Raw genomic sequence first — 22167 nt, 5'->3', positions numbered from 1 at the left:
TCCCATCGACCGCTGCCTGGCCGGCACCGGCCTGCTCACGCACGTGCTGGTCAGCAAGTATTGCGACCACACGCCCTTGTACCGCCTGTGCCAGATCTATGAGGTTGCCCCTGAAAACCGGAGTGCGTAGCCCGATCTTCAAGCGGCAGATTTGCGCTGCGCCGCCAACCAGCGTTGTTCGAACTGCATCGGGCTGAGGTAGCCCAGCGCCGAATGTAGCCGCGAGTGGTTGTAGAAGGCGATCCAGTCCATGACCGCCTGCCTTGCCTGCTGGCGCGTGGCAAACCGCTGGCCGTGAACGCAGGCCGTCTTCAGCCGCCCCCACAGGCTCTCGGTGGGGGCGTTGTCCCAACAGTTGCCCTTGCGGGACATCGAACTGCGCACGCCCCAGGCTGTCAACGTGTCCTGGAAGTCCTGGCTGCAATACTGGCTGCCCCTATCGCTGTGAAAGATCAGGCCTGCGGCCGGTCTGCGCCGAAAGCAGGCCATCAGCAGCGCGTCCTTAACCAGCGAGGTCTGCATGTGCGACTGCAGGCTCCAGCCCACCACCTGGCGGCTGTGCAAGTCCAGCACAGCAGCCAAGTACAGCCAGCCCTCGTCGGTGGCGATGTACGTGATGTCGCCGCTCCACAGCACATTGGGTGCGACCGGCGTGAAGCGGCGCTGCACCAGGTCCGGCGCCACAGGCAAGCGATGTGCGCTGTCGGTGGTCACTACGAACTTGCGTTTGCCCTTGGCCCGGATGCCGTGGCGCTGCATCAACCGGCGCACCCGCTCCTTGCCCACGCGCAGGCCGCGGGCCAGCAGTTCGCGGTGCATGCGCGGCCAGCCGTACTCGCCTCGCAACTGCTCGTGGATGGCGCGGATGTGGGCCAGCAAGGCGTCGTCGCTGTGTCGCCTGCGTCCGCCGTGCTTGGCGCCGCGCGTGGGGGCATTCCAGCGGAAATATCCGCTGGCGCTGACCTGCAGCACTTGGCACATCAGCGTGATCGGCCAGCGCCCCTTCATCGCGAAAATCCAGGCGTACCTTGCAGCACGTCCTGCGCAAAGTACGCCGCGGCTTTTTTTGCGATGTCGCGCTCCATCGTCAGCCGTGCGACTTGCGCTCGCAATCGAGCGATCTCCGCCTGCTCGGGCGCCATCGCCTGCATGGCCTTGCCCTCGGGCTGCCCTGCCAACTGGCCCTTCGCATCGTCCCTGACCCAGTTCGTCAGGCTCGCCTTGGGCATGCCCAGCGTCGCGGCAACAGCCGACGCAGCACGCCCGGCCTTGACCTGCCGCACGGCCTCCTGCTTGAACTCCAGCGTGTACTTCGCTCTCGTTTGCTTCTCGTTCAATTCATGCTCCCGTCCCGGCATTCTCCGGGCTGGGGCTATGCACTCCAGGGTTCGGGGGCAACCTCANGTGTACTTCGCTCTCGTTTGCTTCTCGTTCAATTCATGCTCCCGTCCCGGCATTCTCCGGGCTGGGGCTATGCACTCCAGGGTTCGGGGGCAACCTCATTCATCAGCGTCGGCGCGCCATGGCGCCGGCGCGGGCTGGCCGGTGCGCTGATCGCCCGCGCCCTGGCCGCGCAACGCGATGCCGGCATGAATGAATCCGTGCTCGGCGTGGATGCGGACAACGCGCACGATGCCGCCCGGCTCTACGAGCGCTGCGGATTTCGGGTGACCCAGCGGAACATGGTCTTGCGCAAGCCGGTGGGGCGCTGACCGAGCGGGCGCCGCGCCCTTGCCCGCGGGCGCCTGGCGTTGCCCGCATGCGCTGGAGAAACCGTCTGGCCGGCGCGCCGCCCCGCGCGTCGGCGCAGCACCGCCACACGCAAGTGGCTCGATCAGAATGGGCCGACACGCGCCCTCGTGCGCCCCGTCCTGAGGAGCTCTATGCCGGATATCGCCGTATTTCTGCAGTCGGTGAAGTTGCCCGTGATGTCCGAGGTCGCGCATGCGCTGATCCGGACGCTGAACGACGAGAACGCGTCCAACCAGGAGGTGGCGGCCATCATCGCCAAGGACGCAGCGCTCACCGCGCGGCTGCTGCGGCTGGCCAACAGCGCCAGCTTCGGCCTCTCCCGGCGGGTTGCCACGCTGGACGATGCGATCGCCCTGGTCGGCATGGGCCGGGTGCGCACGCTGGGCCTGGCGGCCTCCATGGGCGATGCGTTCCCCGTGGTGGACGGCCTGAGCCGCACCGAGTTCTGGCACAGCTGCATGGTCAGCGCCGGCTACGGGCAGTGGCTGTCGTCCCAGATCGGCCTGGACACCAGCCATGCCTGGCTGGCCAGCATGATGGTGCGCCTGGGCGAGCTGCTGATCGCGCAGGCCCAGCCGGCCAGCCTGGCCGAGATCGAGAAGCTGCCCCACCCGCCCGGTGGCCGCTGGGAGCGCGAGACACGGCTCACCGGCTTCAGCGAAGGACAGATCACGGCCGAGCTGGCGCGGCGCTGGAACTTCCCGGCCGAGATCGTGCACGCCCTCGACGCCGCGTCCGATCCGCTGGCCAGCAAGCCCTTCGACCGGCTGGCCGCCGTGGTGCACCTGGCCATGCTGCTGGCCGACATGCCGCCCGGCGGACCCGAGATGCTGGATGCGCTGCCGGCCGACGTGGTGCAGGCGCTGCAGCTGCAGACCGAATGGATGCGCGCCAGGTTTCCGGCACCGGACTCGTTCGTGGATCTGGACTGACGGGCCTCGTCGCCACTTCGGGGAAGAAGCCGCGCCCCACGGGGCTGCGTGCCTGGCCAGGCCAGGCACTTCGCCTCAGAACCCCAGCCGCAGGCCCACGCTGAACACCGCCTTGCGGTCGGACCGTCCCAGCGTGCCGTCGATCTGCAGGTTCTTGACGATCTCGTGGCGCAGGCCGAACTGCAGCGTGGGCTTGCCATGCTGCTGGCCGAAGGCTTCGACATGCGCCGTGACGGCGCCGAGTTCGAACTCCTTGGCCGCGCCCCAAGTGGCATGGGTGCCGCCGCCGTCGGGCCGGTGCGCGCCCAGGTTCAGGTGCAGCGGGCCGCCGTCCAGGTTGCAGGTGACGATGCCGTTGACGTAGGTGGCGTCGCCGCGCTCGCGGTGCAGGTGCATGCGGCCCACCACGGCGCCGGCATTGCAGCCGCCTTCCACCGAGGGCGTGAGCCGCATCTTGGCCTGCACCGCCGTGCTGGTCTCGGGCACGGAGAAGTTGCGCTCCACGCCCAGGCCCAGCTCCAGCCAGTCGAGCACGCCCACGCCCAGCGTGCTGGTCCACAGCCGCTCGCGGCTGGCGGGGCGGGCGTACCAGGTCTCGACCTGGCCACCACCGACCTCGGCCACGTTGGCATCGTCCACCGTGAGCGGTCGGCCGGCCCAGGCCGGCGCCGAGGCCGCCGCGAGCCAGACCAGGGCATGCCGCAGCGCGCGTGCGCCCTTCATGCTGCCTGCTCCCGCAGTGCGACGGGTGCCGGGCCGCCCGGCAGCCGGAAGGCCGCCACCGCGCTGACCAGGCCCTGCGCCTGGCCCTTGAGGCTGCTGGCCGCGGCGGCGATCTGCTCGACCAGCGCCGCGTTCTGCTGCGTGCTGTGGTCCATCTGCGTCACGGCATCGCCGACCTGCGAGATGCCGGCGGCCTGGCCGTCGCTGGAGGCGGTGATCTCGCCCACGATGTCGGTCACGCGGCGGATCGCCGCGACGATCTCCTCCATGGTGCCGCCGGCGCTGCCGACCAGGCGGGTGCCGGCCTCCACGCGCTGCACGCTGGTGCCGATCAGCGCCTTGATCTCCTTGGCGGCCTCGGCCGAGCGGCCGGCCAGTGCGCGCACCTCGGAGGCCACGACGGCGAAGCCACGGCCCTGCTCGCCCGCGCGTGCGGCCTCCACGGCCGCGTTGAGCGCGAGGATGTTGGTCTGGAACGCGATGCCGTCGATGGTGCCGATGATGTCGGCGATCCGGCGCGAGGATTCCTCGATCTCCTGCATGGTGCGCACCACCTCGCCCACCACCGCCCCACCCTGCGCGGCGACGGCGCTGGCCTTGGCGGCCAGCGTGTTGGCCTGGCGCGCGCTGTCGGCGTTGTGCAGCACGGTGGCGCGCAGCTCCTCCATCGAGGCCGAGGTCTGCTGCAGCGCGCTGGCCTGCTGCTCGGTGCGCATGCTCAGGTCCTGGTTGCCCTGGGCGATCTCCACGCTGGCATGGGCCACGCTGTCGGAGTTGTGCTGCACGCTGCGCACGATCTCGCTGAACTGCGCCTGCATGCGCGCCATGGCCGCCAGCAGGCGCCGCGTCTCGTCGTTGCCGTGCGCCACCGTGTTGCCTGTGAGATCGCCATGCGCCAGCCGGTCGGCCATGCCCACGGCATCGGCCATGGGCCGCTCCATCTGGCGCGTCAACCACCAAGCCACGCCGACCAGCAGCACGGCCGCGAGCACCAGCGCCACCACCACCTGCAGCGCCGCGGCCTGCACGCTCTGCGCGGCGGCCTTCTGCACCGCCTCGCTGTTGCGCTCGATGGCGTCGGATTGCGTGGCCATCTGCGCCTCCAGGTCGGCGAAGGCCTTCTGGAAAGCCGGGTAGGCGGCCTGGGCCGCGGCTGCATCGCCGCCGGCCAGGTCCTGGATGCGCTTGGCGGCCGCGGTGTAGGCCGCGACCTGCGGCACCGTGGTGGCCACCACGCGCTTGACCTCGTCCGACGTGGGCAGCTGCTGCAGCTGGGCCAGCGCCTTCTGGAAGGTTTCGGTGTGGGCCGCCAGGCCCTGCCGGGCCTCGGCGATCTGGGCGTTGTCGCGGCCCTGCGCGCCGATCAACGCGAGCAGCACGTCGCCGCGCACGGCGTCGTGCATCATGTCGGCCTCCTGGCTGCTCTGCAGCGCCGAGCCGAGGTCGACCGCCCTGCCGATCTCGGCGGCGAGCCGGTTGCCGTTGAGCAGGCCGATCGCTCCCACCAGGCCGGCCATGACCACGCCAACCACCCCCAACCCCAACACCTGGCTGCGCAACTTCATCGGTGCATTCCTTTTTTTTTCAGACCGTAGGCGCGGCCATTTCATCAGGCGGCCGGCGCGGCGGCCACAGGGTGCCGACGAAGGGAGCATCTGGCGAGCCGAACGGTGGGGTTGCTGCGAGTTGGCGACAATCGCCCCCCGCCCGATCCCGCATCCCGACGCACCTTGTCTTCGCTCCCGCCCATGCAAAAGCCTGACTTCTCGGCGCACACGCCGATGATGGCGCAGTACCTCACGCTGAAAGCCGACTTCCCCGACACGCTGGTCTTCTACCGCATGGGGGATTTCTACGAGCTGTTCTACGCCGACGCCGAGCGCGCGGCGGCGCTGATGGACATCACGCTCACGCGGCGCGGCCAGTCGGCCGGCGAGCCCGTCACCATGTGCGGCATCCCGTTCCACGCGGTGGAGAGCTATCTGGCCAAGCTGATCCGGCTCGGCGAGTCGGTGGCGATCTGCGAGCAGGTCGGCGAAGTCACGGGCAAGGGCCCGGTGGAGCGCAAGGTGGTGCGCGTGGTCACGCCCGGCACGCTGACCGACACGGCCCTTCTGGCCGACAAGACCGAATCCGTGCTGGCTGCCTTCTACCCCGGCCCGCGCCAGCGCTGCGGCCTGGCCTGGCTGGCGCTCACGCAGTCCGAGCTGCAGCTGGCCGAATGCAGCATGGACGAGCTGCCGGGCTGGCTGGCCCGCATCGGCCCGGCCGAGCTGCTGCTGCCGGCCGACGTGCCCGACGCGCTGGAGGCGCGCATCCGCAGCCTGCGCCTCACGACGCCGCAAGGCGGGCCGCTGGCCATGTCGCTGCGCCCGGCCTGGCAGTTCGACGCCGCGCTGGGCCAGCGCAAGCTCTGCGAGCACCTGCACGTGGCCAGCCTGGGCGCCTGGCATGCCGAGGGCCTGCCGCAGGCCCATGCCGCGGCTTCGGCGCTGCTGGCCTTTGCGGAGCACACGCAGGGCCAGGCGCTGTCGCACCTGCAGGCGCTGCGCGTGGCGCGCGCCGATGCCGCCATCGACCTGCCGCTCAGCACGCGCCGCAACCTCGAACTGGTGCAGACGCTGCGCGGCGAGGACAGCCCCACCCTGTTCTCGCTGCTGGACACCTGCATGACCAGCATGGGCAGCCGGCTGCTCAAGCGCTGGCTGCTGGAGCCGCAGCGCGACCGCGCCGAGGCCCACGCGCGCCTGCTGGCCACCACCGTGCTGCGCGAGGCGCCAGGCGCGGGCCACTACGGCAAGCTGCGCACGCAGCTCAAGGGCACGAGCGACGTGGAGCGCATCACCGCGCGCACCGCGCTGTACCAGGTGCGCCCGCGCGAACTGGTGGCCCTGCAGCTGGCGCTGCAGCGCGCCGGCCTGCTGGCCGACAGCATCGCCGGTCTGCCGGGCCTGGTTGCGCAGACCGCGCAAGACCTGCAGCCCCCGCCCGAATGCGCGGCGCTGCTGGCCGCCTCCATCCTCGAGGAGCCGGCCGCGCTGGTGCGCGACGGCGGCGTGATCGCCACCGGCCACGACGCCGAGCTCGACGAGCTGCGCGCCATCCAGCACAACTGCGACGCCTTCCTGCTCGACCTGGAAACGCGCGAGCGCGCACGCACCGGCATCGGCAACCTGCGCGTGCAGTTCAACAAGGTGCACGGCTTCTACATCGAGGTGACGCAGGGCGCGCTCGACAAGGTACCGGCCGACTACCGGCGCCGCCAGACGCTCAAGAACGCCGAGCGCTTCATCACGCCCGAACTCAAGGCCTTCGAGGACAAGGCCCTGTCGGCCCAGGAGCGTGCGCTGGCGCGCGAGAAGTGGCTGTACGACCGGCTGCTGGGCCAGCTGCAGGCCTTCGTGCCGGCGCTCTCCCGGCTGGCCCAGGCCATGGCCGCGCTCGACGTGCTGTGCAGCTTTGCCGAGCGCGCCGAGACCCTGGGCTGGTGCGCGCCGCTGTTCGTCAAGGAGCCCTGCATCGAGATCGAGCGCGGCCGCCATCCCGTGGTGGAGGCGCGGCTGGCGGAGACCTCGCAGGCCGCCTTCATCGCCAACGACACGCGGCTGCACGTCAGGCAGCGCATGCAGGTCATCACCGGCCCCAACATGGGCGGCAAGTCGACCTACATGCGCCAGGTGGCGCTGATCGTGCTGATGGCCAGCATCGGCAGCCATGTGCCCGCGGGCAGCTGCCGACTCGGGCCCATCGACGCGATCCACACGCGCATCGGCGCGGCCGACGACCTGGCCAACGCGCAGTCGACCTTCATGGTCGAGATGACCGAGGCCGCGCAGATCCTGCACGGCGCCACGCGCCACAGCCTGGTGCTCATGGACGAGATCGGCCGCGGCACCTCGACCTTCGACGGCCTGGCGCTGGCCAGCGGCATCGCCGCCCAGCTGCACGACCGCACGCAGGCCTTCACGCTGTTCGCCACGCATTACTTCGAGCTGACGGAGTTTCCGGCCAAGCACCATGCGGCGCAGAACGTGCACGTGAGCGCGGCCGAATCGGGCGGCGACATCGTGTTCCTGCACGAGATCCAGGCCGGGCCGGCCAGCCGCAGCTACGGCATCCAGGTGGCCCGGCTGGCCGGCATGCCGGCGCCGGTGCTGCACCATGCGCGCCACACGCTGGAAGCGCTGGAGCAACAGGCCAGCGAAAGCCGGGCGCAGATCGACCTGTTCGCGCCGCCGCCCGTCGCGGCGAGCGCGGAACCCAGCCCCGTAGAATCCGCGCTGGCCGGCATCGACCCCGATGCGCTGACCCCGCGCGAGGCGCTCGAGGCGCTGTACCGCTTGAAAAACATCGCGCGCCGCGAACAGGCCTCTCTCGCCAACAGCCCCACCCCATGACCTACTGCGTCGCCCTCAAACTCAACGCCGGACTGGTGTTCCTTTCCGACTCGCGCACCAACGCCGGTCTGGACCAGATCAGCACCTTCCGCAAGATGATCGTCTACGAGCGGCCGGACGACCGCTTCATGGTGCTGCTGTCGGCGGGCAACCTGTCCATCTCGCAGTCGGTGCGCGAGATCCTGCAGGTCGAGCAGTTGAAGGAGTTCGAGGACAGCGAGCCCATCACGATCTGGAACGCCAAGAGCATGTTCGACGCCGCGCGCGTGCTGGGCGCGGCCGTGCGCCGCGTCTACGAGCGCGACGCCGTCTCGCTGCGCCAGTCGGGCGTGGAGTTCAACGTCTCCATGATCTTCGGCGGCCAGATCAAGGGCGAAGGCATGCGGCTGTTCCAGGTCTACTCGGCCGGCAACTTCATCGAGGCCACGCCCGAGACGCCCTACTTCCAGATCGGCGAATCCAAGTACGGCAAGCCCGTGCTCGACCGCGTGATCACGCCCGACACGCCGCTGGACGAGGCCGCCAAGTGCGCGCTGGTGTCGATGGATTCCACGCTCAAGTCCAACCTGTCGGTGGGCCTGCCGCTGGACCTGGTGGTCTACGGCGTGGACGATTTCCGCACGGACAAGGTGGTCTGCATCGACGACCAGAACCCCTACTTCCGCATGCTGCACGGCTCCTGGGGCCAGAAGCTGCGCGAGGTGTTCGACAGCATCGAAGACCCGCAGTGGGCCGGCGGGCCGACCGAGCTGCCGTTGATGGTCAGCGCCAGCCGCGGCAAGCCGCTGCGCAAGATCACCAACCCGGACGAGCGCCTCATTTGAGCGCGGCGGCGGGCGGGCGCGGGCTCGTCGTCTTCTCGCACGCCAACAGCTTTCCGGCCTCGACCTACCGCGTGCTGTTCGCCGAGCTGCGCGCGCGCGGCTTTCGGACCGAGGCGGTCGAGAAGTTCGGCCACGATCCCCGCTACCCGGTCACGAACAACTGGCCGCACCTGGTGCAGCAGCTGGTCGACTTCGCCACGCAGCAGACCGAGAGACACGGCGGCAAGGCCTGGCTGGTCGGCCATTCTCTGGGCGGCTTCCTGAGCGTGATGGCGGCGGCGCGCGCCCCGCAGCTCGCGCGCGGCGTGCTGCTGATCGACTCGCCGCTGATCGGCGGCTGGCGCGCCACCACGCTGGGCCTGGCCAAGCGCACGCCGCTGGTGGGCTCGGTCTCGCCCGGGCGCATCAGCCGCGCGCGGCGCAACGCCTGGCCCGATGCGGCCGCGGCGCTGGCGCATTTCCAGCACAAGAAGGCCTTTGCCCGGTGGGCGCCCGAGGTGCTGGCCGACTACATCGCGCACGGCACGCACGACGAGGGCGAAGGCGCCGAGCGGCGCCGTGTGCTGAGTTTCGACCGCGACGTCGAGACCGCCATCTACAACACCCTGCCCGACCACCTGGACCGCCTGCTGCGCCGCCACCCGCTCAAGTGCCCCGTGGCCTTCCTGGGCGGGCGCCAGTCGGCCGAGATGCGCCAGGTGGGCATGGCCATGACGGCGCGCACCGTCGGCGCCGATGGCAAGGGCGACCCCGGCCGCGTGATGATGCTGGACGGCAGCCACCTGTTCCCGATGGAGCGGCCGCAGGCGACGGCGGCGGCGATCGAGGCGTCGCTCGCCAACATGGGGGCCTAGAGGGAAACACCCTCCTGGCTCAATCCGCCCTCGGCGCGAGCGGATGGGCGATGCGGCCATCGCCGTGCGAGGCGACGACCTGCGCGATGACCACGTGGTAGCCCGCCAGCCAGCGCGCTTGCTGCGCCTTGGCCGCACGGTGCGCGGGGTGCTGCATGAGCTGTTCCAGCGCCGCCATGCTGTCCCAGTAGTAGCTGTTAGCGACCAGGCCCGTGGTGGGGTTCTCCCAGCTCTCTTCGCCCAGGTAGCCGGTTATGGCGCGCGCGGCCTCGGCAATGGCGTTGTCGAGCGTGTGGAAGGCCTCGTCGAAGCTGCCCTTGGCGAAGGTGAAGGTGGACACGAACATGGCGCAGCTCAGACCGTGCGGCGCATGGCCTGCGCGAGTTCGGCATGGCCCAGCGCGGCGAGCTGGTCGGCAGCCTGCAGGCGGTCGCGCGGCTCTTTGTTCTGGCTGAGCTTGGACTTGGCCACCCACCGCGTCACGGCGATCTCGATGCCCACGATGTTCTGCAGCAGGCCGTCGATGAAATCGGGCGCGGAATCGCCCATGCGCCAAGGCCGCGGCTCGGCCGCCTCGTGCCGGCGCGTGAGCCGCGCGACCAGGCCGCGCACGAAGCGTTCGTCGTCGCGGATGGTGATGGTGCCGTGGGCGTGCACCACCTCGTAGTTCCAGGTCGGCACCTGGCGGTGCGCCTCGTGCTTGCTCGGGTACCAGTTGGGCGAGATGTACGCCTGCGCGCCATGGAACACGACCAGCACCGGCGTGCCTGTGGGGCAGCGCTGCCACAGCGTGTTGGCGCGCGCCACGTGGGCCGTCAGCAGGCCGTGCGGGCCTGCGCCGGCGTCGAATTCGAAGGGGATGTGTTCGGCATCCAGCCCGTCGGGGCCGTGGGCCACGAGCGTGCCCAGCGGGTGCGCCTGGATCAGGCGTTGCAGTTCATCGGGCCGGTGCTCGGCAAAGTGGGCGGGCAGGTACATCGTGGTGGGTATTGAAGCGGGTCGGCAAGCCAAACTGGGGTGCACAACCGGCACCATGGAACATGCGAGTGTCGGGCCATTTGCAGGAGCCGATGGCAGAAGCGGATGGCGAGCAGCCGGTTGCGCGCAGGCTGGTGCGGCAGGGCAGCTCAGGCGCGGGCCACGGCGGCACCGATGGCCCGCGGCGCCGGGCTCGCGGCATGCCGCGGCGGCGCGGACGCCGTCGCCGGTGTGCCCGCTGCGCTGCCGCCGACCTGGCCGACGGCGGCCTGCAGCCGCTCGGCCATCTGCGCCAGGGCCTGGGTGGACTGCTGGGCCGCGCCCACCATGGCGCTGTTGGCCTGCGTCATCTGGTCCACCTGCTGCACGGCCGAGGTCGCATGGCCCAGTTCCACCGACTGCTGCTGCGCATGCTGCGACAGCTGCAGCATCAAGGTGCGCACCTGGTCGGCCTGCTGGCGCACCTCGCGCATGCTGGCGCCGGCGCGGCCGACGGCCTCCTCGCCCTGCGTGGCGTCGTCCAGCGACCGGGCGACCAAGGCACGGATGTCGCGTGCGGCCTGCGCGCTGTTCTGCGCCAACACGCGCACCTCCTGGGCCACCACGGCAAACCCGCGGCCATGCTCGCCGGCGCGCGCAGCCTCGACCGCCGCGTTCAGCGCCAGCAGGTTGGTGCGGAACGCAAAGCTGTCGATGGTGGTGACGATGTCGGTGATCTGCCGCGCACTGGCGTGGATGGCCTGCATGGTCTGCACCGACTGGTCGACCAGCGCGCCGCAACCGGCCACGGCCGCGTTCTGCTGCTGGGCCAGCTGCAGCGCCTGGCGCGCCTCGTCTGCGCTGGCGGCCGATGCCCGTTCGAGCTGGGACATCGCGCTGGCGGCCGACTGCAGGTTGTGCGCGGCCTCGCGCGTACGCTCGCCCAGTTGCTCGGTGTCACCGGACATGGAGCGGGCGGTGCCGGCCACGGCATGGGCCGCATGGCGCACTTCGTCCACCACGCCAGCCAGTTGCACCAGCGCGGTCTGCACGATGCGCCCCGTGGCACTGTGCACCGGCACGGCATCGGCCTGCAGCGACAGGCGGCCTTCGGCATCCAGCGCGCACAGCGCACGCAGTTCTGCGGACTCGCGCGCATCGCGCTCCATGCGCACGGCCATGACGAGTTCCACGCCGGTCTGCACGACCACGAAGACGGCGTGGATGACGATCTGCCCGAAATCGGGTGCACTGAGGCAGTACACCGGCAGCCCGGCGGCCTGCAGCCGGTCGAATACCACGTGGTGCACGGCCACCGTGAGCGCGGCGGCCAGCACGGGGCGCCAGTCGCGGTAGGCCAGCAGGAAGGCCAGGAACACGAACACCGCGAAGTGCATCTCGGGCATGCCCATGGACAGCTGGATGTTCAAGGCCACCATCAACATGCCGACGACCGCCATCGTCAACCGTGCTGCGAACCGGCCCGCCGCCAGGGCGTAGGCACCTGCGGCCACGCCCAGCAGCACGCCGGCCACCAGCATGCCGGTGCCCCAGGGGCCATACAGCCCGCCCAGCAGCACCGCCACCAGGGCCTGCAGGAGCAGCATCGACAGCACCAGCCGGTCGGCGCGCTGGCGCATGGGCAGCAGGGGATCGGCCGCCTGGCCGCGGGCATGCGCCGTGTCGAAGGAGCTCATCGCCGAGGCACGGCGATGCCGTGGCGGCCGCAATCAAAGAAGCACATGGAGAATCTCCGGCATCACTTGATGCGCGTCAATCTACCATCTGACAACGTTTTGCTTCAGACTATTTTTTGTGACTGAATTACGGGCTGTGCATGCGTAAATTCAGAACAAGCTCGCAGCAATATTGATGCTGAAGGCCAGAATCGTTGCATTGAACGCGAATGACAGCAGCGTCTGCAGCAGCACCACGCGGCGCATGGCGGCCGTGTCGACGCCCACGTCGGAGGTCTGCGAGGCCACGGCGATGGTGAACGAGAAGTACAGGAAGTCGGCGTAGTTGGGCCGGAAGTGCGGGTCGTCGTCGGGAAAGCGCAGGCCGGTGCCGTGCGCACGGTAGTACAGGCTGGCGTAGGTCAGCGCGAACACCATGGGCAGCAGCGCCCACGAGCCCACGACGGTGGCCAGCGCCAGCACCACGTGCGGCCAGGCATGCGGCACGCCCGGCAGCTTGGCGGCCGATAGCTCGAACACCACGCCGACCAGGCTGGCCACCGAGGCCAGGCTGACGAGGGCCAGCACCGTGCCCGCGCTCTCGGCCTGCGCCACGGCAGCGCGCTGCACGCGACCGTGGTCGGCGCGCACCATCATCCAGCCCAGCAGCACGAGGTAGAGCCAGACGAACACGTTCCAGCCGAGCAAGGCGCGCGTGACGGCGTTGGGCACAGGCAGCAGCAGCGCCGCGGCGATCCCGGTCGCGCAGGCGGAGGCGAGATAAGGGCGCACGCCCAGGTGGTGCAGCAGGCGAGACATGGCGTTACAGCAGGTCGGGCTTGGACAGTGCCGGCACTTCGGCGATGCGCTCGGCCACGGCGGCGCACGCGGCCAGCAGCGGCGCGACGTAGGCCTGCGCGGGATCGTCCTTTTGCCGGAAGACCAGCGTGGTGACGCTGATCGCGGCCAGCGGGCGGCCATCGGCGCCGCGCACGGCCGCACCGAAGCAGTAGACGCCGCTCTCGTGCTCCTCGCGGTCGCTGGACCAGCCGGCGGCCTCGGTGGCGGCCAGTTCGGCCTCGAACGCGGCGCGGTCGGTCAGCGTGTGCTCGGTGTGGCGCGGCAGCGGCAGGCCCTTGAGCAGCGCGGCGCGCTCGGCCGCCGGCAGGGCCGCCAGCCAGGCCTTGCCCACGGCCGTCACGTGCAGCGGCACGCTGGTGCCGATGCGCGAGCTCATGCGCACGGCCGAGGGGCTTTCGAGCTTCTCGATGAACACCATGCTGCGGCCGTTGGGCACGGCCAGGTGCACGGTTTCACCCGTGATGTCGCGCAGGCGCTTGAGCTCGTCCATCGCCGCGAGCCGCAGGTCGGACCGGCCCCAGCTGCGGCTGGCCAGCTGGATCAGCCGCGGACCCAGGCGCAGCCCGTGCGTGGCCGCGTCTTCCACCAGCATGCGCTCGGCCACGAGGCCGGCGACGATGCGGTGCACGGTGGGCCGCGGAAAGCCGGTGGCGCGCATCAGCGCGGCCACGTTGGGCGGCTGCTCGGCGTCGGCCACGAACTGCAGCACGCGCATGAACTTGCCGAAGGCCTGGGTGCCGGCAACGGCGGGCGTGCCCGCGTCGTCGGCTTCGGGAGAAAGATCGGGCGCCGTGGTCATGACGGCGCGCATTATCAAGTGACCATGTAACCGCCATCGACCGGCAGGATCACGCCCGTCATGAAGGCGGCCGCCGGCGTGCACAGGAACACGGCCGCACGGGCCACGTCGTCGGGCGTGCCCCAGCGTGCCAGCGGCGTGCGCGCGAGGATGGGGCCGGCGCGCGCGGGGTCGTCCTGCAGCGCCTGCGTGAGCGGGGTGGCGATCCAGCCCGGCGCCACCGCGTTCACGCGGATGCCGTCCGGCGCGTAGGCGATGGCCAGCGACTTCGTCAGCTGCGCCACGCCGCCCTTGCTGGCCGCATAGCCCGGCACCAGGCCGCCGCCGAAGAAGCTCAGCATCGAGGCGGTGTTGACGATGCAGCCGCGCCGCGCTTTCAGCCGTTCCCGCGTGGCAGTGCACACGCGCATGGTGCCCGTGAGGTTCACGTTCAGCACGCGCTGGAACACCTCCAGGTCGTGCTCGGCGCCGCGCTGGATGATGCCGGCGCAGTTGAACACGATGTCGAGTTCGGGCATGTCGGCTAGGGCGGCGTCCAGGCTCGCGGCATCGGTCACGTCGCACTGGCGCGGCTGCACGGCCGCCGCCAGCGTGCCGTCGCCCGCGCCCAGCCCCAGCGCCGTGACATCGGCGCCCAGGGCCGCGAGGTGGTTGGCGATCACCGCGCCGATGCCTTGCGTGGCACCGGCGACCAGGGCGCGCTGGCCCTTCAGGAGGTCGGTCTGGTAGGTCATCCGGCCTTGATTCCCAGCTTGGTGATGAGCGCCTTGAAGTACTCGTTGTCCTTCATGATCTTGGCCTTGAACGCCGCGTCGTCCGCATACACGAAGCCCAGGTTCTGCTTGTCCAGCGTCTCGCGGAAGCTGGGCTCGCTGGAGGCCTTGAACGCGAGGTCCTTGAGGTAGGCGACGACCTGCGGCGGCGTGCCCTTGGGGGCGGCGATGCCGCGCCAGGTGCCGATCACGAGGTCGATGCCGCGCTCCTTGAGCGTGGGCACCTTCTCGAACCCCTTGACGCGCTGCTCGGCCATCACCGCCAAGGTCTTGAGCTTGCCGGACTGCACGTGCGTGGTGACCTCGGCCGGGCTCACGGCCACGGCGTCGATGTGGCCGCCCAGCAGCGCCAGCACGCCGGGGCCTGCGCCCTGGAACGGCACGTGGTTGAACTTCACGCCGGCCTTGTCCTCCAGCGCGGAAGCGGCCAGGTGCCAGATGGAGCCCGGACCCGCGTTGCCCACGCCCATCTTGCCGGGCTCCTTCTTGGACGCGGCCAGGAACTCCTCGATGGTGTTCCAGGGCGCCTCGGCGCGCACCGTGATGGCGGCCTGGTCGGCGTTGAGCTGGGCGATGGGCTGCAGGTCGTCAGCGTTGATCTTGCCGATGCCGATGTGGGCCAGCGTGGCCAGCTCCACGGTGATGACGGCGAGGCGGTAGCCGTCGGGCTTGGCGTGCATCACGTCCTGCCAGCCGATGGAGCCACTGGCACCCGGCTTGTTGACGATGATGAAGCTCTGCGTGGTGTGCTTGCGCGTGGCGTCGGCGAACGATCGTGCCAGCGCATCGGTGCCGCCGCCGGGCTGGAACGGCACGACGAGCTCGATCGGCTTGTTCGGAAAATCGGATTGCGCATGGGCCGTGCCGGCCACGAAGGGCACGGCAGCCAGGCTGGCGAACTGCCGGCGGGTCAGGGAAGCGGTCATCTCTGGGTCTCCTCGGTGGTGGGATCTTGCTTGTCGGAATCGAGACGGCCGCGCGGCCGCCGAAGTCGCAGCGTCTGGCTCAGCGAATGAACTGCTTGACGTAGTCCGCGCCCAGGCCGACTGCCTGGAAGTGCTTGCGGCACATGTCGATCTTGGTGAACACGTCCTCGTAGCCCATGCCCTTGCCGTAAGGGTCGGTGTAGTACATGACACCGTTGACCTGGAAGTAGGTGATCATTTCCTTCACGTCCTCGGGCACGTAGAGCGTGTGCGTCTCGCCCGGCGGCTCGAACACGTAGCCGCCCTCTTCCGCCCACCAGTCGTGCTCCAGGTACTTCCAGCGGCCCTTGAGCACGAAGCCGTGCACGGCCTGCGGATGGCGGTGCCGGCTCAGCACGCCGGACTTGCGCACGCGCAGCAGGTTCATCCAGTAGCCCTGGCTCGCGTTCAGGCACAGCGGACGGAACCAGACGTTCTCGGCCTGCGGCACCCAGAGCCTTTCGTCGGTCGGGATCGCGTTGGGAATCACGATCTCGGGCAGGGCGTCGGGCGGATTGGGGTACTGGTAGGGCGTCAGCGGCTCGGGATCGGCGCGGTCGGTCGGCATGAGTATCTGTCCATAATGTGGATGTATGTCCATATTGTAGAAATCCGGAAACCAGACGGCGCCCCGGGATTACCCGCGGCACGGCGCGCGGGCGCATCATGCGTGCTGGTTTTTCCTGCGGATTCGAAAGAGATGCATCTCCCCCCGGACGGTGGCTGGCACGACACCACCCGCGTGCTGCACGGCGACGCCGGCCTGCCCGACGACCCGGCCGTCAGCGCCCCCATCCACTACAGCGCGACCTTCAAGGCCCGCGACGCGGCCGACTTCGCGGCGATGGCCGGCACGCCGCGCCACGCCGCCTACTACACGCGCTACGGCAATCCCACGCACGCGCGCGCCGCCGCCGTGGTGGCTGCGCTGGAAGGCACGGAAACCGCGCTGCTGACGGCCTCGGGCATGGGCGCCATCAGCACGACGGTGCTGGCCTTGCTCCAGGCGGGCGACCACGTGGTGGCGCAGACACGGCACTACATGGGCACGGCCAAGCTGTTCGACGAGGTGCTGCCGCGCTTCGGCGTGAAGGTCAGTACCGTCGAGCAGAGCGACCTGGCGGCCATCGCTGCAGCGTTGCGGCCCGAGACGCGGCTGATCCTCGTGGAGACGCCGGCCAACCCCACGCTGGTGCTGACCGACCTGGCCGGGGTGGCGGCGCTGGCCCGGCCGCGCGGTATCCTGACGATCGCAGACAACACCTTCGCCTCGCCCGTCAACTGCAAGCCGCATGCGCTGGGCATCGACATCGTGGTGCACAGCGCCACCAAGGCCATGGGCGGCCACCACGACCTGACGGCCGGCGTCGTCTGCTGTTCCCACGCGCTGGCCGAGCGCATCTGGCCGATGCACATCACGCTGGGCGCCGTACTTTCGCCCATGGACGCCTGGCTGCTGCTGCGCGGGCTGCGCACGCTGCCGGTGCGCATGGAGCGCATCAACGCCAACGCGCTCGCGCTGGCGGCTTGGCTGGAGCGCCAGCCGCAGGTCGAGCGCGTGCACTACCCGCTGCTCGAAAGCCACCCGCAGCACGCGCTGGCCCGGCGCCAGATGCAGGGCGGCGGCCCCGTGATCGCTTTCGCACTGAAGGCCGGCTATGCCGCCACCAGCCGCTTCGTCGCATCGCTGCAGCTGGCCACGCAGGCCGTGAGCCTGGGCGGCGTGGAGACGCTGATCGTGCACGCCGCAGCGATGTGGGCCGGCACCATGGACGAGGCGCAGATGGCCGCGGCCGGCATCGCACCCAACTTCGTGCGGCTGGCCGTGGGGCTGGAACACATCGGCGACCTGCAACGCGACTTCGTGCAGGCGCTGGCGGCGATGGAGGCACAGGCATGAGCGCCGCCCGGCCGCCCGAAGGCCATCGCTCCAAGGCCGTGGACGAAGCAACCCCGGTGCGGAAATGGCTGCGCTGGCCGCTGCGCCTGCTGGCCCTGGTGGCCCTGCTGCTGCTGGGCCCCATCGGCGTGCTGGCCTCGGGCAAGCTCGACCTGGACACGCCCTGGCACAGCCGCGAACGGTCCGCCACAGGCCAGGCACCCGACCCGGCCGTCGAGCGGCGCGCCGTGGTGCAGGTCTATGGCGCGCGCATCGTGCGCTGGCGCGGCGCCTTCGGCATCCACCCGTGGATCGCGGTCAAGCGCGCCGGTGCGGACACCTACACCACCTGGCAGATCATGGGCTGGCGTGCACGCTACGGCGGCAATGCGCTGATGCAGGGCTACGGCGATGCGCCTGACACGCACTGGTACGGCGCCTACCCGCAGTTGCTGGTGGAGCACCGCGGCCCCGAGGCCGAGGCCATGATCGACCGCATCGAGGATGCCGTCGCGCGCTACCCCTGGGGCCGCACCTACGGCCTGTGGCCCGGCCCGAACAGCAACACCTTCGTCGCCTGGGTCGCGCGCGAGGTGCCAGCCCTGCGGCTGGACCTGCCGCCCACGGCCATCGGCAAGGACTACCTGGGGCCCACGCAGTTCCTCGCGCATGCACCGAGCGGGACCGGCTGGCAGATCTCGGTGCTGGGCTTGGCCGGGATCACCCTGGCCCGCGACGAGGGCCTGGAGTTCAATGTGCTGGGCCTGGGCTTTGGCGTGGACCTGGACGACCTGGCGCTACGCCTGCCGGGCGTTGGCAAGCTGCCAGGGCCGCTTTAGAGGCGAAGCAGGAGCGGCCGGCGGAGCGGCGCCGGGCGTTCCCTCCAGTGGCTCTCCACCCCATGGCGCGGAACATGATGGACGAGCAGCGTGCCAGCCCAGCACGGCCGGCCGCCAACGCAAGCGCGCAGGCCATCAAGGAATCTTGCGCAACCCGATGGCCAGCACAATTACATACACGATGGCGAGAATTTCCAGCATGTACGCCATATAGCAATCACCGGGCCAGCCCATGCCCACCGAAATAAATCACGAAAAATCAGTAAGTTACACGCACTTGGCCAAAATGTGATCGGATCTCTTGCCATTTGGGGCATGCATGTGTCAGCGCGTTCGACATCAGGAAAACCCGGGCGTGGCGGCACTGCGGTTCAGGCGGCGTCGTCGCCGGCGCGCTCCACCAGCCAATCGCGGAACAAGGCCAACGCCGCTGGCGGGTCGCGCCGCTCGGGACTGACCAGGTAGTAGCCGCGGCTGCCCCGCAGCGCGCGGTTGCAGGCGAGCACGAGGTCGCCACGCGCCAGGTCCTGGGCCACAAGCATGCGCGGCACCAGGGCCACCCCCAGCCCATGCGTCGCCGCCGTGGCCGACATCGAGAACAGCTCGTAGCGCGGCCCACTCTGCCAGTGCGCAGCCTGCACGCCCATTGCCTCGAACCATAGCCGCCAGGCATCCGGGCGCGTGCTTTGCTGCAAGAGCGGCAACTCGGCGACCTGGGCGGGCGTGAGCGAGCCGCGCCCCTGGAGCAGCGTGGCGCTGCAGACCGGCAGCACCTCTTCGCTCATGAGCAGGACGGCGCTGGTGCCCGGCCAGTTCTGCACCTGCTCCGGCGTGCCGGCGTACAGCGCCGCGTCGAAGCTGTCGTCGCTGAACAAGAACGGACGCGTGCGCGTCTCGATGTTGACGGTGATCTGCGGATGCCGTCGCGCCAGGTCCGGCAGGCGCGGGATCAGCCATCGCGTGGCGAAGGTGGCCACCGCCGCCAGTGCCAGGGAGTTGCCGCTTTGCTGGCGCGCCATGGCGTTGAGGGTGTCCAGCTCCAGGCCATCGAGCCGCCGCGCCACCTGGCGCGCGTAGTCGCGGCCGCTGTCGGTCAGCGCCACGCCGTGGCGCGTGCGCCGAAACAGCACGACACCGACGAACTCCTCGAGCGCGGCGATCTGCCGGGACACGGCGCCTTGCGTCAGGGCGAGTTCCTGCGCGGCCCGGGTATAGCTCTCGTGCCGGGCCGCTGCCTCGAAGCAGACCAGGGCTTGGGTGGAAGGCAGTTTGCGGCGCAAAGTATTCGAAATATACACATTTCAATGCAGCAATCCGGCTAAGCTGGCTTCTAAATATTCTCCTATCTCATATCTCGATCAAGAATCATCGTTTGCTGCAGTCCATCGCCAAGGCTAGGATGGGCGCCTTTGTTCAATGTGCATCCTTCAGGAGACTTCCATGCCCACCGCGCGCTTCGACTGGCAAGACCCTTTTCTGCTCGACCAGCAACTGACCGAGGACGAGCGCATGATCCGCGACGCGGCGCGCTCGTATTGCCAGGACCGGCTGATGCCCCGGGTGCAGGCCATGTTCCGCAACGAATCGGTGGACACATCCATCTTCCGTGAGATGGGCGAACTGGGTCTGCTCGGCCCGACGATCCCCACCGAATACGGTGGCGCCGGCCTGAACTACGTGAGCTACGGCCTGGTGGCGCGCGAAATCGAACGCGTGGACTCGGGCTTCCGTTCGATGGCCTCGGTGCAGTCCTCGCTGGTCATGGTGCCCATCAACGAATTCGGCACCGAAGCGCAGAAGCAGAAGTACCTGCCCAAGTTGGCCAGCGGCGAATTCATCGGCTGCTTCGGCCTGACCGAACCCGACCACGGCTCCGACCCCGGCTCCATGGCCACCCGCGCCCACAAGGTGGACGGCGGCTACCGGCTCAAGGGCGCCAAGATGTGGATCACCAACTCGCCCATCGCCGACGTGTTCGTGGTCTGGGCCAAGGAAGTGGCCGCCGGGGGCCAGGTCGGCCCGATCCGCGGCTTCGTGCTGGAAAAGGGCATGAAGGGCCTCACCGCGCCCGCGATCCACGGCAAGGTGGGCCTGCGCGCTTCCATCACCGGCGAGATCGTGATGGACGATGTGTTCGTTCCCGAAGAAAACGCCTTCCCCGAAGTCCAAGGTTTGAAGGGTCCCTTCACCTGCCTCAACAGCGCACGCTTCGGCATCGCCTGGGGCGTCATGGGCGCGGCCGAGTTCTGCTGGCACACGGCGCTGCAGTACACGCTGGACCGCAAGCAGTTCGGCCGCCCGCTGGCCGCCAACCAGCTGGTGCAGAAGAAGCTCGCCGACATGCAGACCGAGATCGCGCTGGGCCTGCAGGCCGCGCTGCGCGTGGGCCGCATCAAGGACGAGCACCAGAACGTGGTGGAGATCACCTCGCTCATCAAACGCAACAACTGCGGCAAGGCACTGGACATCGCGCGCATGGCGCGTGACATGCTGGGCGGCAACGGCATCTCCGACGAGTTCGGCGTGGCGCGCCACCTCGTGAACCTGGAGGTGGTCAACACCTACGAAGGCACGCACGACGTGCACGCGCTGATCCTCGGACGCGCGCAGACCGGCATCGCAGCCTTCGCCAACTGACGATGGACCAGACCGCTGCTGCGGCCGGCGCGCTGGCCGGCGTCAAGGTGCTGGACCTGTCGCGCGTGCTGGCAGGTCCCTGGTGCACGCAGATCCTGGCCGACCTGGGAGCCGACGTGGTGAAGGTCGAATTGCCGGGAGCCGGGGACGACACGCGCCATTGGGGGCCGCCGTTCCTGCAGGATGCCCAGGGGCAGGACACCGATCAGGCCAGCTACTTCGCCGCCTGCAACCGCAACAAGCGCTCGGTGACCATCGACATGTCCAAGCCGCAAGGCCAGGCCTTGATCCGCCAACTGGCGGAGCAGGCGGATGTGCTGGTGGAGAACTTCAAGGTGGGCGGCCTGAAGAAATACGGTCTGGACTACGCCAGCCTCGCGGCGCTGAACCCGCGGCTGGTCTACTGCTCGGTGACAGGATTCGGCCAGACCGGCCCGTACGCCGAGCGCGCGGGTTACGACCTGCTGATCCAGGCGTCCAGCGGCATGATGAGCATCACCGGTCGCGCCGATGGCGAGCCTGGCGGCGGTGGCGTGCGCGTGGGCGTGGCCCTCACGGACCTGTTCACCGGCGTCTACGCGTCCACCGCCGTGCTGGCAGCCTTGCGCGCGCGCGAGCAGACGGGACGGGGGCAGCACGTCGACATGGCCCTGCTCGACGTGGGCATGGCCATCCTGGCCAACCAGGCGTCGGGCTATCTGAACACCGGCAAGGTGCCGCAACGCCAGGGCAACTCGCACCCGAGCCTGGCGCCCTACCAGGACTTCCCGACGGCAGACGGCGCCATGCTGCTCGCCATCGGCAACGACGGGCAGTTCGCACGTTGGTGCGAGGCGGCCGGCCAACCGGAATGGTCGCGCGACGCACGTTTTGCCACCAACACCGCGCGTGTGCGCCACCGCACGACCTTGATTCCAGCCATGGAAGAAATCACGCGCCAGCGCAGCACGGCGCAATGGGTCGCGCTGCTGGAGGACAAGGCCGTGCCGTGCGGCCCCATCAACGACATCGGGCAGGCATTTGCCGATCCGCAGGTGGTGGCGCGCGGCCTGCGCCAGGAAATGCCGCGCGATGCGGGCGACGGCATCGCGTCGATCGCGGGCGTTGCCAGCCCGCTGCGCCTGTCGGAGCATCCGCCCGTCCTGCGCAATGCGCCGCCCGCGCTTGGCCAGCACACGGACGCGGTGCTGGGCGAACTGGGCCTCAGCGTGGCGCGCATTGCAGAGCTCAAGGCAAGCGGCGTCGTCTGAGGTTTTCTGATGCGCCAATGACAAACGGCGCCGCGAGGCGCCGTTTGTC

The 22167-nt window shown here is 69.7% G+C and carries 21 protein-coding genes and 1 pseudogene; 10 read left to right on the top strand and 12 right to left on the bottom strand.

What is annotated here, in order from left to right; genetic code table 11:
- A pseudogene (locus ASF44_RS31835) lies at positions 1 to 100 on the top strand (transposase); the annotation flags it as partial.
- A gap of 38 nt (positions 101 to 138) precedes the next feature.
- Here ASF44_RS31835 and ASF44_RS16480 read toward each other — a convergent pair.
- A protein-coding gene (locus ASF44_RS16480; RefSeq protein WP_156374524.1) for an IS3 family transposase occupies positions 139 to 1337 on the bottom strand; the annotation gives its coding sequence in 2 pieces (ribosomal slippage) (positions 139 to 1070 and positions 1070 to 1337; 1200 coding nt in all).
- A 102-nt stretch (positions 1338 to 1439) separates the two neighbouring features.
- Here ASF44_RS16480 and ASF44_RS16470 point away from each other — a divergent pair.
- The gene (locus tag ASF44_RS16470) at positions 1440 to 1712 is read left to right on the top strand and encodes a GNAT family N-acetyltransferase (protein ID WP_056900282.1); all 273 of its coding nucleotides are present in this window, start codon (positions 1440 to 1442) and stop codon (positions 1710 to 1712) included.
- 171 nt (positions 1713 to 1883) lie between these two features.
- Positions 1884 to 2684 carry an HDOD domain-containing protein gene (locus ASF44_RS16465; RefSeq protein ID WP_056900281.1) on the top strand — a complete coding sequence of 267 codons (801 nt, stop codon included), beginning with the start codon at positions 1884 to 1886 and terminating at the stop codon, positions 2682 to 2684.
- A 75-nt stretch (positions 2685 to 2759) separates the two neighbouring features.
- Here the strand turns inward: ASF44_RS16465 and ASF44_RS16460 are convergent, their stop codons facing one another.
- Both ASF44_RS16460 and ASF44_RS33165 read right to left on the bottom strand, forming a co-directional pair.
- Complete coding sequence (locus ASF44_RS16460; protein ID WP_056900280.1) at positions 2760 to 3407, bottom strand: hypothetical protein; 648 nt, start codon at positions 3405 to 3407, stop codon at positions 2760 to 2762.
- Positions 3404 to 4972, bottom strand: a complete 1569-nt coding sequence (locus ASF44_RS33165; protein WP_056900279.1) for a methyl-accepting chemotaxis protein — start codon at positions 4970 to 4972, stop codon at positions 3404 to 3406. The genes ASF44_RS16460 and ASF44_RS33165 overlap by 4 nt, the downstream gene beginning before the upstream one ends.
- Before the next feature lie 183 nt (positions 4973 to 5155).
- Here ASF44_RS33165 and mutS point away from each other — a divergent pair, with 183 nt between their 5' ends.
- Genes mutS through ASF44_RS16440 form a run of 3 tightly spaced genes read left to right on the top strand, consistent with a single transcriptional unit; the run spans position 5156 to position 9482 of the window.
- Positions 5156 to 7804, top strand: coding sequence for a DNA mismatch repair protein MutS (gene mutS / locus ASF44_RS16450; protein ID WP_056900278.1), 2649 nt, complete (start codon positions 5156 to 5158; stop codon positions 7802 to 7804).
- On the top strand, positions 7801 to 8628 hold the full coding sequence (locus ASF44_RS16445; RefSeq protein ID WP_056900277.1) for a proteasome-type protease: 828 nt from the start codon (positions 7801 to 7803) through the stop codon (positions 8626 to 8628). Before mutS ends, ASF44_RS16445 begins: the two co-directional genes overlap by 4 nt.
- Positions 8625 to 9482, top strand: coding sequence for an alpha/beta hydrolase (locus tag ASF44_RS16440; RefSeq protein ID WP_056900276.1), 858 nt, complete (start codon positions 8625 to 8627; stop codon positions 9480 to 9482). Before ASF44_RS16445 ends, ASF44_RS16440 begins: the two co-directional genes overlap by 4 nt.
- Positions 9483 to 9501: 19 nt before the next feature.
- Here the strand turns inward: ASF44_RS16440 and ASF44_RS16435 are convergent, their stop codons facing one another.
- The 8 genes from ASF44_RS16435 to ASF44_RS16400 form a co-directional block, all read right to left on the bottom strand.
- Positions 9502 to 9828, bottom strand: a complete 327-nt coding sequence (locus tag ASF44_RS16435) for an antibiotic biosynthesis monooxygenase (protein WP_056900275.1) — start codon at positions 9826 to 9828, stop codon at positions 9502 to 9504.
- An 8-nt stretch (positions 9829 to 9836) separates the two neighbouring features.
- Positions 9837 to 10460: an FMN-binding negative transcriptional regulator gene (locus tag ASF44_RS16430; protein ID WP_056900274.1), complete on the bottom strand. Its 624-nt coding sequence runs from the start codon at positions 10458 to 10460 to the stop codon at positions 9837 to 9839.
- Between the two features lie 149 nt (positions 10461 to 10609).
- On the bottom strand, positions 10610 to 12136 hold the full coding sequence (locus ASF44_RS16425) for a methyl-accepting chemotaxis protein (RefSeq protein WP_056900273.1): 1527 nt from the start codon (positions 12134 to 12136) through the stop codon (positions 10610 to 10612).
- A gap of 150 nt (positions 12137 to 12286) precedes the next feature.
- Positions 12287 to 12934 carry a DUF1345 domain-containing protein gene (locus ASF44_RS16420; RefSeq protein ID WP_056900272.1) on the bottom strand — a complete coding sequence of 216 codons (648 nt, stop codon included), beginning with the start codon at positions 12932 to 12934 and terminating at the stop codon, positions 12287 to 12289.
- Between the two features lie 4 nt (positions 12935 to 12938).
- Positions 12939 to 13775 (bottom strand): IclR family transcriptional regulator, encoded by an 837-nt coding sequence (locus ASF44_RS16415; RefSeq protein ID WP_056900327.1) that lies wholly within the window; start codon positions 13773 to 13775, stop codon positions 12939 to 12941.
- 14 nt (positions 13776 to 13789) lie between these two features.
- Entirely contained in the window at positions 13790 to 14509 is a 720-nt protein-coding gene (locus ASF44_RS16410; RefSeq protein WP_056900271.1) for an SDR family NAD(P)-dependent oxidoreductase, read from the bottom strand.
- On the bottom strand, positions 14506 to 15474 hold the full coding sequence (locus ASF44_RS16405) for a tripartite tricarboxylate transporter substrate binding protein (RefSeq protein WP_056900270.1): 969 nt from the start codon (positions 15472 to 15474) through the stop codon (positions 14506 to 14508). The genes ASF44_RS16410 and ASF44_RS16405 overlap by 4 nt, the downstream gene beginning before the upstream one ends.
- 79 nt (positions 15475 to 15553) lie before the next feature.
- Entirely contained in the window at positions 15554 to 16081 is a 528-nt protein-coding gene (locus ASF44_RS16400) for a 2,4'-dihydroxyacetophenone dioxygenase family protein (protein ID WP_056900269.1), read from the bottom strand.
- 132 nt (positions 16082 to 16213) lie between these two features.
- Between ASF44_RS16400 and ASF44_RS16395 the strand changes: the two genes are divergently transcribed.
- The gene (locus ASF44_RS16395; protein ID WP_056900268.1) at positions 16214 to 17413 is read left to right on the top strand and encodes a PLP-dependent aspartate aminotransferase family protein; all 1200 of its coding nucleotides are present in this window, start codon (positions 16214 to 16216) and stop codon (positions 17411 to 17413) included.
- Positions 17410 to 18231 (top strand): DUF3750 domain-containing protein, encoded by an 822-nt coding sequence (locus tag ASF44_RS16390; RefSeq protein ID WP_082524806.1) that lies wholly within the window; start codon positions 17410 to 17412, stop codon positions 18229 to 18231. Before ASF44_RS16395 ends, ASF44_RS16390 begins: the two co-directional genes overlap by 4 nt.
- Positions 18232 to 18602: 371 nt before the next feature.
- On the opposite strand, the gene ASF44_RS16385 is transcribed toward ASF44_RS16390, so the two are convergent.
- A complete protein-coding gene (locus ASF44_RS16385; protein ID WP_056900267.1) occupies positions 18603 to 19511 on the bottom strand; it encodes a LysR family transcriptional regulator in 909 nt (302 codons plus the stop codon).
- Between the two features lie 160 nt (positions 19512 to 19671).
- Between ASF44_RS16385 and ASF44_RS16380 the strand changes: the two genes are divergently transcribed.
- Both ASF44_RS16380 and ASF44_RS16375 read left to right on the top strand, forming a co-directional pair.
- The gene (locus ASF44_RS16380; RefSeq protein ID WP_056900266.1) at positions 19672 to 20868 is read left to right on the top strand and encodes an acyl-CoA dehydrogenase; all 1197 of its coding nucleotides are present in this window, start codon (positions 19672 to 19674) and stop codon (positions 20866 to 20868) included.
- Between the two features lie 2 nt (positions 20869 to 20870).
- Complete coding sequence (locus tag ASF44_RS16375; protein ID WP_056900265.1) at positions 20871 to 22118, top strand: CaiB/BaiF CoA-transferase family protein; 1248 nt, start codon at positions 20871 to 20873, stop codon at positions 22116 to 22118.
- The last annotated feature ends 49 nt before the right edge of the window (positions 22119 to 22167 follow it).

This window comes from Pseudorhodoferax sp. Leaf274, from assembly GCF_001422445.1.
Lineage (GTDB): Bacteria > Pseudomonadota > Gammaproteobacteria > Burkholderiales > Burkholderiaceae_C > Pseudorhodoferax.
The sequence above is the reverse complement of the archived record's forward strand: the minus strand, read 5'-3'. Positions and strand labels throughout refer to the sequence as shown.

What these genes read in the sequence shown, in the direction of transcription:
- ASF44_RS16410 (WP_056900271.1), bottom strand. Translation starts at nt 14,509, where the DNA reads ATGACCTACCAGACCGACCTCCTGAAGGGCCAGCGCGCCCTGGTCGCC.
- mutS (WP_056900278.1), top strand. Translation starts at nt 5,156, where the DNA reads ATGCAAAAGCCTGACTTCTCGGCGCACACGCCGATGATGGCGCAGTAC.
- ASF44_RS16465 (WP_056900281.1), top strand. Translation starts at nt 1,884, where the DNA reads ATGCCGGATATCGCCGTATTTCTGCAGTCGGTGAAGTTGCCCGTGATG.
- ASF44_RS16400 (WP_056900269.1), bottom strand. Translation starts at nt 16,081, where the DNA reads ATGCCGACCGACCGCGCCGATCCCGAGCCGCTGACGCCCTACCAGTAC.
- ASF44_RS16380 (WP_056900266.1), top strand. Translation starts at nt 19,672, where the DNA reads ATGCCCACCGCGCGCTTCGACTGGCAAGACCCTTTTCTGCTCGACCAG.
- ASF44_RS16415 (WP_056900327.1), bottom strand. Translation starts at nt 13,775, where the DNA reads ATGACCACGGCGCCCGATCTTTCTCCCGAAGCCGACGACGCGGGCACG.
- ASF44_RS16420 (WP_056900272.1), bottom strand. Translation starts at nt 12,934, where the DNA reads ATGTCTCGCCTGCTGCACCACCTGGGCGTGCGCCCTTATCTCGCCTCC.
- ASF44_RS16445 (WP_056900277.1), top strand. Translation starts at nt 7,801, where the DNA reads ATGACCTACTGCGTCGCCCTCAAACTCAACGCCGGACTGGTGTTCCTT.
- ASF44_RS16430 (WP_056900274.1), bottom strand. Translation starts at nt 10,460, where the DNA reads ATGTACCTGCCCGCCCACTTTGCCGAGCACCGGCCCGATGAACTGCAA.
- ASF44_RS16395 (WP_056900268.1), top strand. Translation starts at nt 16,214, where the DNA reads ATGCATCTCCCCCCGGACGGTGGCTGGCACGACACCACCCGCGTGCTG.
- ASF44_RS16460 (WP_056900280.1), bottom strand. Translation starts at nt 3,407, where the DNA reads ATGAAGGGCGCACGCGCGCTGCGGCATGCCCTGGTCTGGCTCGCGGCG.
- ASF44_RS33165 (WP_056900279.1), bottom strand. Translation starts at nt 4,972, where the DNA reads ATGAAGTTGCGCAGCCAGGTGTTGGGGTTGGGGGTGGTTGGCGTGGTC.
- ASF44_RS16470 (WP_056900282.1), top strand. Translation starts at nt 1,440, where the DNA reads ATGCTCCCGTCCCGGCATTCTCCGGGCTGGGGCTATGCACTCCAGGGT.
- ASF44_RS16405 (WP_056900270.1), bottom strand. Translation starts at nt 15,474, where the DNA reads ATGACCGCTTCCCTGACCCGCCGGCAGTTCGCCAGCCTGGCTGCCGTG.
- ASF44_RS16435 (WP_056900275.1), bottom strand. Translation starts at nt 9,828, where the DNA reads ATGTTCGTGTCCACCTTCACCTTCGCCAAGGGCAGCTTCGACGAGGCC.
- ASF44_RS16375 (WP_056900265.1), top strand. Translation starts at nt 20,871, where the DNA reads ATGGACCAGACCGCTGCTGCGGCCGGCGCGCTGGCCGGCGTCAAGGTG.
- ASF44_RS16425 (WP_056900273.1), bottom strand. Translation starts at nt 12,136, where the DNA reads ATGAGCTCCTTCGACACGGCGCATGCCCGCGGCCAGGCGGCCGATCCC.
- ASF44_RS16390 (WP_082524806.1), top strand. Translation starts at nt 17,410, where the DNA reads ATGAGCGCCGCCCGGCCGCCCGAAGGCCATCGCTCCAAGGCCGTGGAC.